The organism is Nonomuraea insulae (genome assembly GCF_042656245.1).
In genome coordinates, this window is sequence record NZ_JBHSPA010000016.1 from 188106 (window position 1) to 199457 (window position 11352).

The 11352-nt window shown below is 72.6% G+C and carries 6 protein-coding genes; 2 read left to right on the plus strand and 4 right to left on the minus strand.

All coding sequences use genetic code 11. The features are described 5' to 3' along the window. Both ACFPZ3_RS12815 and ACFPZ3_RS12820 read left to right on the plus strand, forming a co-directional pair. Nucleotides 1-905, plus strand: a 905-nt coding sequence (locus tag ACFPZ3_RS12815) for an ABC transporter ATP-binding protein (protein WP_379514254.1), incomplete at its 5' end; no start/stop codon positions are given. Between the two features lie 56 nt (nt 906-961). Then, complete coding sequence (locus ACFPZ3_RS12820) at nt 962-4867, plus strand: CHAT domain-containing protein (RefSeq protein WP_379514255.1); 3906 nt, start codon at nt 962-964, stop codon at nt 4865-4867. A 5-nt stretch (nt 4868-4872) separates the two neighbouring features. Here ACFPZ3_RS12820 and ACFPZ3_RS12825 read toward each other — a convergent pair whose 3' ends face one another. From ACFPZ3_RS12825 to ACFPZ3_RS12840, 4 genes are read right to left on the minus strand one after another with little or no spacing between them, the layout of a single operon-like run. Continuing rightward, nucleotides 4873-7944: a CHAT domain-containing tetratricopeptide repeat protein gene (locus ACFPZ3_RS12825; protein ID WP_379514256.1), complete on the minus strand. Its 3072-nt coding sequence runs from the start codon at nt 7942-7944 to the stop codon at nt 4873-4875. Continuing rightward, nucleotides 7944-9650 (minus strand): CATRA conflict system CASPASE/TPR repeat-associated protein, encoded by a 1707-nt coding sequence (locus tag ACFPZ3_RS12830; protein ID WP_379514257.1) that lies wholly within the window; start codon nt 9648-9650, stop codon nt 7944-7946. Before ACFPZ3_RS12830 ends, ACFPZ3_RS12825 begins: the two co-directional genes overlap by 1 nt. After that, the gene (locus ACFPZ3_RS12835) at nt 9647-9988 is read right to left on the minus strand and encodes a CATRA system-associated protein (protein ID WP_379514258.1); all 342 of its coding nucleotides are present in this window, start codon (nt 9986-9988) and stop codon (nt 9647-9649) included. Before ACFPZ3_RS12835 ends, ACFPZ3_RS12830 begins: the two co-directional genes overlap by 4 nt. 17 nt (nt 9989-10005) lie before the next feature. After that, nucleotides 10006-11349, minus strand: coding sequence for a macro domain-containing protein (locus tag ACFPZ3_RS12840; protein ID WP_379514259.1), 1344 nt, complete (start codon nt 11347-11349; stop codon nt 10006-10008). Between the last annotated feature and the right edge of the window lie 3 nt (nt 11350-11352).

Consider the following 11352-nt stretch of genomic DNA (forward strand, 5'->3'; position numbering starts at 1 on the left):
ACGGCCTGTCGCTGGAGATCGGCCAGGGCGAGACGCTCGGCCTGGTCGGGGAGTCCGGCTGCGGCAAGACCACCACGGCCAGGGCGCTGCTGAACCTGGTCAGGGCCAGCTCCGGCGAGGTGCTGTTCGACGACAGGGAGCTGACCCGGCTCAGCCGCTCGGACATGCGGCCGCTGCGGCGGCACCTGCAGATCATCTTCCAGGACCCCTACGCCTCGCTGGATCCCCGGATGACGGTCAGCGAGATCGTCGCCGAGCCGCTGCGCATCCACGGCTCCTACGACCGCGCCCACGTCAGGGAGCTGCTGCGGCTGGTCGGGCTCAATCCCGAGCACGGCAACCGCTATCCGCACGAGTTCTCCGGCGGCCAGCGCCAGCGCATCGGCGTGGCCAGGGCGCTGGCGCTCAGGCCGCGGCTGCTGGTGCTCGACGAGCCGGTCTCCGCGCTGGACGTGTCGATCCAGGCGGGCGTGCTCAACCTGCTCAAGGACCTGCAGGAGGAGCTCGGGCTGGGTTACCTGTTCGTCTCGCACGACCTGTCGGTGGTCAGGCACATCGCCCACCGGGTGGCGGTCATGTACCTCGGCAAGATCGTCGAGGTGGCCCCCGCCGAGCGGCTCTTCTCCCGCCCGGCCCACCCCTACACGCAGGCGCTGATCTCGGCCATCCCCATCCCCGACCCCGACAAGGAACGCAGCCGCCCGCGCATCCTGCTGACCGGCGACGTGCCCAGCCCCTCCGCGCCGCCCAGCGGCTGCCGCTTCCGTACCCGCTGCCCGACCTTCGCCCTGCGGCTGAGCCAGGACGAGCGCGCCCGCTGCCTGGAGGAGGAGCCCGCTCTGGTACGGCACGGCACCGAGGCCCCGGTCGCCTGCCACTACCCCGAAGAAGCCACTCTGCTGTAGCCGGATGGGTCCCCGCCAAGGGTTCCCAAGGGGCCGGGGACGGGTGACTCTGAAGCGTGACCGAGCGCGAACGGCTGATGCAGGCGATCCGCACACGGCTGGACCGGTTCTCGGGGGACCGGTGGCAACTGCTGGAGCCCGAAGGGCGGGCCGAAGCCCGCCGCCTGGCGCGGATCGTCGAGAACGACCCCGGCGACACACTCGCGCACCAGATACTGGCCTGGTTCCATTTCAGCCGTCATCTGGCTCAGCCCGAGGGTGAGGGAGAGCTGGACCTGGGCGACGCCATCTCGGCGGGCATGACCTGCTTCATGGGTGGTCTCCCGAACGAGTCCCTGCCCAAGCACCTGCTGCCGCTGGTGGCGGACCATGCCGATCTCCTCCTGAACGACCAGCTGCGGCGGGTGCTGCGCACGACCGAGCCCGACCAGCTGTGGTATCCCGTCTGGCTGTGTCGGCGCGTCCTGGCCGCTCTCCCCGAGGGCGACGCCCGGCGCAGCGACATGCTCCACCGGCTGGCGATAGTGCTGCAGGTCCGATTCAGGCTCACGGGCGATCCGAACGATCTGGACGAGGCCATCGACGCGGTCCGGCAGGCCGTCGACGCCGCCACCGTCGATCACCCCCTTGTGGCCGACATGTTCGAGACCCTGGAGATGGCTCTGGAAACCAAGCTCAGGCGTGGGTGGACGCCGGCGGGCCTGGACCAGATGATCGACGCCGCGCGGCAGGCCCTGGCGGCGGCTTCCGGCCGGGCCGGCAGGTTCGGCGCTCTGGGGACCCGCTGGCTGCTGGGCACCTTGCACGGTGGCCGCGCGATGACCCTGCCCGTCGGGGCGGACCAGCCGGACATGCGGGCGGCCGTCGAGGAGTTCACGGTCTGCTTCGTGGCGGGCATACCGGAAGCGGCGCTCCCCGAGAGGATGTTGCCGGTGCTGGCGGTGGAGGCCATTCCCGCCGCGACGGACCTGCTGCAACAGGCGCCGCACGCGACCGATCCCGACGTGCCGGCGATCACCGTACGCATGTGGCGGCGCATCCTGGACCATCTCCCCGCCGACCACCAGGGCCGAGCCGGCATGCTCAGCAACCTGAGCATCGCGCTGCAGATCCAGTTCGAGCGCGACGGCGGGCGGGACATCATCAACGAGGCCGTCGAAACGGCTCAGCAGGCCGTCGACGCCACTGACCCCCGCCACCCCGACTGGGCAGGGCGTCTCAGCAATCTGGCGAGCGCGCTGCAGTTCCAGATCCAGCACGAGGGGGGCACGGCCGATCTGGACAAGGCCGTCGCGACAGCCCGGCAGACCCTGAGCGTGGCTGCCGGCAACCACCCCGCCCGGCCCGTCATGCTCGCCAATCTGAGCGTCGTGCTGCAGATCCGGTTCGAGCGGGAGGGCGAACTGACCGACCTGGACGAAGCCGTCGACATGGGGCGGCAATCCGTGCGGGCCACTCCCTCTAACGACCCCTACCTGGTCGGGCGTCTCAACGCCCTCGGGGTCGCGCTGCAACTGAAGTTCACGCATGGCGGAGATCTCGCCGTTCTGGACGAGGCCATCGACGTGAGCCAGCGTGCCCTGGCCGCGACCTCGGACGACCAGCCGAACCGGAGCGTCCCGCTCCAGACCCTGGGATTCGCGCTGCTGACCCGATTCATGCACGTGGAAGATCCAGCCGACCTGGAACAGGGCATCGCGGCAAACGAGCAGGCCGTGCGCGTGGCTCCTCCGGGCCGTCCCGACCGGGCCGGCATGTTCGGCAATCTGAGCGTCGCGCTGCTTCTCTGGTTCGAGCGCGGGGGCGGCCCGGCCGCCCTCGACCGGGCCGTCACGGCCGCCCGGCAGGCCGTGGACGCCACGTCCGCCGGCCACCCCAGCCTGGCCAGGCACCTCAGCAACCTCGCGGCGGTAATCCGGGTCCGGTACGAGCAGGGCGGCGACCCGGCTGACCTGGACGAAGCCATCCGGTCGGCGCGGCGAGCCCTCGGCGCCATCCACGACGCCCACCCCTACCAGGCCACCGTGCTCGGCAACCTGAGTATGGCGCTCCGGGCCCGGTACAAGCGCGGCGGCGATCCCGCCGACCTGGACAAGGCCGTCGACTTGGGGCGGCAGGCCGTCGGGGCCGGCCCGCCCGACCGCCCCGACAGGATCGGACGCCTCATCGAATTCGGAGCCACGCTGCAAGCCAGGATGGAACGTTCCGGAATGGCCGCTGACGAGGAGGAGGCGCTCGAAACGTACGCCGAGGCGGCGGCGATGACGTCGGCGGCGCCATCGTTGCGCATCGACGCGGCGTGGCGGGCCGCCCGCCTGGCCGCGGCCACCGCGCCGGCCCGGGCGGCGGATCTGCTGGACGGCGCGGTCCGGCTGCTCCCCGACGTCAGCCCGCGCCGGCTGCGACAGACCCACCGGCAGAACATGATCGGCCGGTTCGCCGGGCTAGCCGCCGAAGCGGCCGCCGCCGCGCTGAACGACCCCTCCGGTTCCGCGGACGAGCGGGCCGTACGGGCGCTGCGGTTACTGGAGGCGGGGCGCGCGGTGTTGCTGAGCCAGACCCTTCAGACCCGCAGCGACCTGACGACCCTGCGGGAACAACATCCGCAACTGGCGGAGCGCTACGTCCAGGTACGCGATCGGCTGGACCGCCCGGCCGCGCCCGCCGGGCTGACGGCCCCCGAGCTCCCGGAAGGGCGACTCGAACCGGACGCCGCTGCGGCCGCGGAACCGGACCGTCACCAGCTCGCCGCCGAACTGGCCGACCTCCAGGCCCGGATCCGCGACCTGGCGGGATTCGCCTCGTTCGCCCTGCCCCCCACTGTCGAGGAGCTCATGGACCAGGCGTCCGAGGGCCCGGTGGTGACGTTCAACATCAGCCCGTCGCGCTGCGACGCGCTGCTGCTCACCAAGACGGGCGTCACCGCGCTGGAGCTGCCTGAGCTGACTCACACCGCCCTGGGCGACCAGATCAACGCCTTTCACCAGGCGCTCGCGGACGCCTCCGACCCCGCCGTGCAGGAGCGCCTGCGCGAGATCCTGGCCTGGTTGTGGGACGTCGCGGCCGGACCGGTCCTGCACGCGCTCGGTCACGACCGCCCACCGCCCTCCGGCACGGACCTCCTTCGGCGGCCGAGGATCTGGTGGGCTCCCGGCGGGCCCATGGGACTGCTGCCCATCCACGCCGCCGGCCACCACCAGCAGTCCGACCCCGAGCAGCGCACGGTGATGGACCGGGTCGTGTCCTCCTACATCCCCACCATCGGCGCCCTGCGTCACGCGCGCCGGCCTTACGCACCGGCGTCCCCGGGACCGGTGCCGGCCCTGGTCGTGGCCATGCCCACCACCCCCGGCCTGGCCGGCGGGGGCCCGCTGCGCCAGGTGGCCCGCGAATCCGGCATGCTCCGCGACCGCCTGCCCGGCTGCGTCGTGCTGACGGAACCCGATCCCCCTGCGACCGGCCGGCCCGAGGCCGGGCAGGTGCCGACGACCAAGCGGAACGTCCTCGACCAGCTGTCCGGCCGCGCCGTCGCCCACTTCGCCTGCCACGGCGTCAGCGACGCGGCCGATCCCTCGCTCAGCCGGCTGCTGCTCCACGACCACGCCGAGGATCCGCTGACGGTGGCCAGCCTGGCCCCCGTGATCCTCGGCAACGCCCGCCTGGCCTACCTGTCGGCCTGCAACACCGCCCTGACCTCCGTCCCCGACCTGCTGGACGAGGCCATCCACCTGGCCACCGCCTTCCAGCTGACCGGGTTCGCCCACGTCATCGGCACGATGTGGGAGATCAACGACCGGTATGCGGTGCGCATCGCCGACGCGTTCTACGCCGAGCTCACCCGCGGCGAGACCGTGGACGCCGGCCGGTCCGCCTACGCCCTGCACCGCGCCGTCCAGCGGGTACGCGAGCGCGTGCCGCTCACCCCGTCGGCGTGGGCCTCCCATCTCCATGCCGGTGCCTAGGGCGTTCAGGCGCCCATGTGGACGTAGACCGCCCAGGCGAAGGGGTTGCCGCGGTAGCGGTCGCGTAGCCGGCGGGTCGCGGCGTGGATCGTGCCCGGCAGCCTCGACAGGTCGTCGTGGGCGGCGAGGTCGCCGTACACCTGTCTGGTCATGTACCAGGCGGGCCGGTCGATCACCGGCCACAGGGCGGCGACCACGTGCCGGTAGCCCGCCGCCTGGAGGGCGGAGGCCAGATGGATGGCCTCGTCGGCCAGGGCCGGGCCGGTGCGCGCGGTCTCGCAGGCGGCCAGGAAGGCGAGCTCGGCGCCGGGTGCCCGCAGCCGGGCGAGGTCCGCGGCCGTCACCTGCCCGCCGGGACCCAGCAGCAGGCCGCTCCTCGACGAGTTGTCCAGGTCCACCGCCGCGTGGCAGGCGATGTGGACGCGGCGGTGGCCGCGCATCGCCGCCAGCACCGCCGGCGCGGTCGCCCGCGGGCCCACGAGCGCGGTGAACGCCTCACCGAACAGGCTCGCCAGCAGCTCGTGCTCAGCCGTGACGGCCGGGAGCGCGCTCTGCCCCTGTGTCTCGGGCATCGCCACCATGAGCAGGTCGCCGGTGCGGTCGCCGGACGCGGGTCTGCGGGCGTGGGCGAGCGCGGCCAGGGTGGGGGTTACGGAGGAGATCACCCGGTCGAGTACGGACAGCGCCTCTCCTGGCCGGTCGTGGTGGCCCGCGGCGTGCAGCGGCAGCAGCGACAGCAGGCCGGACGGGCACCACCACAGGCGCTCGTGCGCGACGGGCCCGGTGATCCCCAGGCGTTCCAGGACGGGTCCCGCGACCGCCTCCCACAACCAGGCGAGCGTCCCGGAGAGTGCCAGTTCCGCCTCCTCCCTCTCCCTGCCGGTGGCGTCGGGCAGGCGGCGGGTTTCGAGCGCGACCAGGAAATCCGCCACCTTCTCGCGTACGACGGCCGGTGACAGCGTGGGCAGCGGCTCCACGAGCACGCCCTCAGGCGTGAGCAGCAGCGCGTCGGAGCGGAAGCGGCTCACGTTCAGCAGCGCCACCGGCCCGTGCCCGGCCAGCGCCTTGATCGAGGACTCGTCGAGCGGCCACGACTCCTCGTCGAGCAGGCTGCCCGCGTCGCTCATCGCATGCGCGAGCACGATCCCCCGGCCGCGCTCCAGCAGACGCACCGCGGCGACCGTGTCACCGGCGTTCAACGCGCACGCCGCGGCGTCGGAGCCGAGACCGCCCAGGCGGGCCAGCTCGAACTCCTGGTCGTCGTGCGGCAGGTCACGCGGGGCGACGCCGCTCAGCAGCCCGACCGCTCTGGCCAGGCCCGCGAGGCCGGCCTGCCAGTCCCCCGCCTGCGCCGCCCAGTGGCCCTGGCGGGCCGCGGACCTGATGCGCACCGCCACGTACCCGGCCGGCATCCCGCTCGCCCGCTCGGCGGTCGCCACCGATCTGTCGTGGTCGCCGGCGTCGCCCTGCCGCTCGAACCGGGTGCGGAGCGCGACCGCGAGGTTGGCGAGACAGACGGCCAGCCACGGGCTGCCGGGCGGACTGGCCGCCACCGCCCGGTCGCCCACGGCCACCGCCTCGCCGAGATCGGCGTCGTCCTGGGTGAGCTCGTACCTGGAGAGCAGGGCGTTGCTCAAGTTCGACAGGTACATGGCACGGCGGGGATGCCCGGTCGCCGCGTCCACGGCCTGCCGCCCGGTCTCGACCGCGGCGTCGATGTCGTGCCCGTGACGCGCGTTCCCGGCGCCGGCGGCGTGCTCGGCGCTGGTGATCAGCGCGTTGCAGAGGCTGGAGAGGCGGCCGGGGAGGTCCGGGTGCCCGGCGGGCGTGAGCGTGGCGGACTCGCGGAGGACCTCGATCGCCCGCTCCAGGTCCGTCTCCGCCCGTTTGCGGCCGAATCTCACGTGCAGGGCCATGCCGAGGTTGGCGAGGGCCGCCGGCCGGGTGGGGCTGTGCTCCGTCAGCAGGTCCGCCGCCGCCTGCCCGGCTCGTACGGCGGCGTCCAGATCCTCGGAGGCGTTGCTGTAGTGGAACCGGGCACGCAGGTAGTTGCACAGGTTCAGCTCGCCCGCGGCGCGCACGGGGACGGGGAGTCCCTGGACGGCCATCGCCTCCCGGGTCGCCTCGATGGCGGCCGTCAGGTCGGCGGTGCCGCCGCCGGCGTCGAAGCGGGTGTACAACGCGGTCGCCAGGTTGCACAGATGGGTGGCCCGTTTGGGGTTCCCGGCGCCGCCGTCCGCCAGGACGAGCCGGTGCAGGGCCACCGCCTCCGTCAGGTCGGCCTCCTCCGCCCGCCACTCGAAGCGGAACACCAGGGCGACGGCCAGGTTGACGTGGCGTTCCGCGAAGGCGGGACTTCCCGGTGGCGTCGCGCCGGCCGCCTGCCGCGCCAGGGACACCGCCTCCTCCAGCTCCTCCAGCCGCCCGGTGAGGCCGGAGCGTCGCCGCAGGGCCACCGCGAGAGCGGTCAGCGGCACGAGCCGGTCGGCACCGCCCTCCGGGAACAGGCCGAACGCCCTCCTGCCCGTCTCGATCGCCTCGTCGAGGTCGTCGAGGCCGCCGCCGTGCTCGTAACGGGCCTGCAGGGCGGAGGCCAGGTTCGACATGACCTTGGCCAGTTCCGGGTCTTCCGCGGGCAGCGCGGCCAGGACCTGGCGGAAGAGGCCGACCACGATGGCCGCGCTCCCGGCGTCGCCGGTCCGCTCCACGGAGGCGGAGAGTGCGACCGCCGGGCCGTGCCACCGGTCCGTCCGCCTGACCACCTCCGTCCCCTGGTCGCGGAAGAACTCGTCGAGGGCGGCGGGGACGAGCCGCGGGTCGTGCTCCCATACGGGGGCGAGCAGCGCCAGGGCCGGGATCAACTCGTCGTCCTGGTCCGACAGCTGGGCGCGATGCCAGAACAGCAGGCCGGCGACCCGGAGCGCGCGCAGATCCTCCTGTTGTTCCGCGACGTGGAGCAGGAGCCGGCCGGCGTCCTTGAGCGCGCCGGGCTCCAGGATCGCCTCCGCGTCATCGGCCGCGTGGCGGTGCAGCCGCGCGCGGACGGCTTCCAGGGGGTCCTGCTCTCCTTGACCCATCACTCCGCGCCCGGCCGCCTGTCGAAGGACCGCAGGAACGAGAAACGGCGCACGTCGAGCCAGTCCTGTCCCTGGTCGTTGACCCGGCAACCGGCCAGCCGCAGCCGTATCGCGATCTTCCTCAGGCTCTCCGCGGTGGCGGTGAGCCGGACGTAGTTGCGGCCGCCCAGGTCGGCGATGGGCCGCTGGTCGCCCACCATGAGGATGATCAGACGGTCAGGATAGGTGGCCAGCGCCATGCCCAGTTCGATCAGGACGTTGGGCCGGGCCTGCATGGACACGGTCTTCTCCGTGAGGTCGTCGTTGGTGGCGCGCAGTTCGTGGTGCAGGCGGACCTCGTCCTCCGGGGTCATCACCACCACCACCGCCTGAGCCGTGGTGACGGCCTGGGCGACGACCTCGCCGAGGAACGGGAGTGAGCTGCCCGTCCGCTTGACCAGTTCCTCCCATTCCAGCGGGTAGATGTCGAGCGCCCGGAGGAAGGTGAAGACGGCGTCCCGGACCTCCTCATCGCGGCCGTGGACGACGAAGACGTGGCGCTCTATGTCGCCGCCCGGCACGGCGTTCCCGGCGGTATCGGTGTTCTCGTCGGGCAAGCCCTGTGTCGGCGCGCGCGAGGGCTGGGACGGGGGTCGCGCGGCGGCGACGTGTGCCGCTCGTTCGGTGGCCAGGCCCAGGTAGGCGACCTCGTCGTCCAGCCGGTCCATGAACCACTCGGCCAGGTCGTGATCGTCGGCGAACGGTCCCGTCTGCCGGGGCGGCGGACCGTACAGGAACTGCGCGCGCCTCATGTTGTCGGCGGCGATCTCGACCGACCGCCGCAACTCCCGCAGGTCGACGGTCATGAGCTGGGCGTCGAGCTGGTGCACGCGCAGCAGGTCGTCATCGGGGGAGGCGGTGTCCCGCCGCTCCCGCAGCTCGGCGACCAGCCCTTGCAGGACGTCGCGGAGCTCACGTGTACGACCGTCGCGCTGCCACACGCGCAGCTCGTACCTGAGCTTGGCGGCGTGCAGCAGGTAGCGGCCCAGGGGCGGCATGGCCGAGTCCCCTCGTGACCAGGCCCAGGCGCTGGCCTCGTCCTCGAGGTCCTCGGCGAAGGCGAGCGCGAAGCGGCGCAGCGGGCGGTCGTCCGGCTCGGCCGCGGTCTCCCAGAAGGCCAGCTCCCGAGGCACGGTGATGCCGCGGGTCCACCAGTCCCCCGCCTGAGCGGAGGCCGGCAGCAGGTCGCCCAGGAGCCGGCCGCGCGCGGCCAGGTCGTCCCCCGGACCGGGCTCTCCGAGCCGGGCCAGGTAGAGCCGGGCCTCGCCGATCAGGTGGCGGGAGTGCTGGGAGACCAGGGCGTTCCAGTCGTCCTCCAGCTCCTGCCATCCCGGCCTGTCAGCGGCCTGCGCGGGTCCGGCCAGCGCGACCGAGAGGTTGAGCACGTCGTGGTGCCGGCGCAGGATCGCCTGGCAGTCCGCGCCGCGCGCCTCCAGCGCGGCCAGCGGCACCTCGGATCCGGCCCGTGCGGCGGGCAGAGCGGCCAGGGTCTCGGGCAGCACGTGCGGCAGTCCGAGCCCCGGCACGGGGTCGCGCATGCGGAACAGCAGGCGACAGCCCAGCCACACCTGCCGCAGGTCACGGTAGGCGGCAGCGGCGTCGGACCCGTCGGTGGGCGCGTAGAGGTGGGCGACCAGTTGCTGGTCGAGGACGGGCGCGCCGCTCATGACCCGTCCCCGGCATCGGGATCGTCGGCGTCGTGCGGCCTGCGGCCCAGCTCGTAGACCAGGAGGTTGACCCGCTCGCGGACGCGGGGCGGCGCGGCGACGGTCGGCCTGGCGCCGAGCCGGGTCACCCGCACGGGGCCGGCCAGCTCCAGTTCGATGGTGACGCGCTGGAGCGCCTCGAGGTCGCCGGACTTCTCGGCGGTGACGGCGATGTCGATCGTCTCCGAGAGCTGTTCCCAGCGAGCCGGGGTCAGCTTCCACTCCAACATGTCACGCAATACCGCTCGGGCATCGGAGATTATCTCCGTTTCCGTGGACTGGCTCTCTGGCGCCGGCACGATTCCCTCCCCATTGATCAGCCGATGCGCATCGGCAGCTCTTCCCGGATGAATCTCGACACGTCCAGCATTGTGATCTTTTCCAGCGACGACGGCTGAATGACGATGCGCAATTCGGAGCAGAATCGCCGCTCCAGCGCCGCCGCGACAAACGACTCCATGATCAGGATGAGCAATTCCTCTGGGCTGGCGTCGATACGCGACAGCCCGGTGCCGACCAGGGCCAGCGCCACCGGCTTCAGCTGGCCGTAGCGGTAGACGGCCTCCCACAGCCGGTCCAGGCTGTAGCGCAGGTCGGCCAGGCTGGAGCCGGCCAGCAGGTCATTGCTCATCCGGCTGTAGGCCACCGCGAAGACGCAGCGCCCCGGGTGACGAAGGGTGGCCACGGTGCCCATCGGGAACCGCACCCGTTTGCCCTTCGGTTTGGCCGACCGGGTCTCCGTGCCGGCGGCTGGAACGTTCCGCAGCGCCGCGCGCAACTGCCGGTCGAGCAGGGCGCGGTCACCGTCGTACAGGCGGTCGACGAGCTGGCCCTGGACGCTGCCGCCGTTGATGACGACGTCCTGGTCGGTCGCGGTGTCGAACGTGTCGGTGAACCCGACGGCCAGGTGGGCGCCGTCCTGGGCGAACAGGTCACCGAGCGCGATGACGAGCTGGGCGTTGCCCTTGGCCACCTCGACCCTGAGCACCTCGCCGTCCAGCTTGCCGCTCAGCCGCTCGCGCAGCGCCGCCAGGGAGGCGGCGAGCTCGGCGTCGTCGGGCAGGTCGGCTGACAGCGCCTCGCCGACGTACAGCGCCTTGTCGGGCAGCCCGATGGCGATGTAGGAGCGCATCAGCGTGCGCTTCGCCGTCTCGTGCAGCTCGTTCAGCCTCCGGATGGCGCGCTCGGCGAAGGGGCGTTTCCCGACGTCGATGAAGGGGCGGTCACGCCAGAGGTCGAGCGCGCCGGTCAGCAGCTCCACGGCCGTCGTCGGCGCGGCGTGCCTGGCGCGGGCCACCAGGTCCTGGAACTCGAAGAAATCGCAGGACTCCCGGTCGAGCACGAGCCGGTACGCCGACGGCTGGCCGCGCTCGATGCGCAGGATCAGCGAGTGCTCACCCGGGTGGCCGGGGTCCAGGGCCTGGCGCAGCCGCCAGACGTGTTTCTGCACGTTCAGGTGGTTCCTGCGGCGCTCGGCCGTACTGATGTTCTGGGTTGGCGCGTTCCACACATCGTGGTGGATCTCGTCCACCGTCACGGCCTCGCCCTCGGCCACGACCATCCGGATCAGTACGGCCATGGTGGCGCCGCTCAGCTTCACCGGCTTTCCGCCCACCTCGACCTGCGCTCGCCCGAGGAGTCTTATGCGGATGTTCTGCATTCC

Bases quoted from the DNA above. Each gene is read 5' to 3' on its own strand.
- ACFPZ3_RS12825 (WP_379514256.1), bottom strand. From the start codon at position 7,944: ATGGGTCAAGGAGAGCAGGACCCCCTGGAAGCCGTCCGCGCGCGGCTG.
- ACFPZ3_RS12830 (WP_379514257.1), bottom strand. From the start codon at position 9,650: ATGAGCGGCGCGCCCGTCCTCGACCAGCAACTGGTCGCCCACCTCTAC.
- ACFPZ3_RS12840 (WP_379514259.1), bottom strand. From the start codon at position 11,349: ATGCAGAACATCCGCATAAGACTCCTCGGGCGAGCGCAGGTCGAGGTG.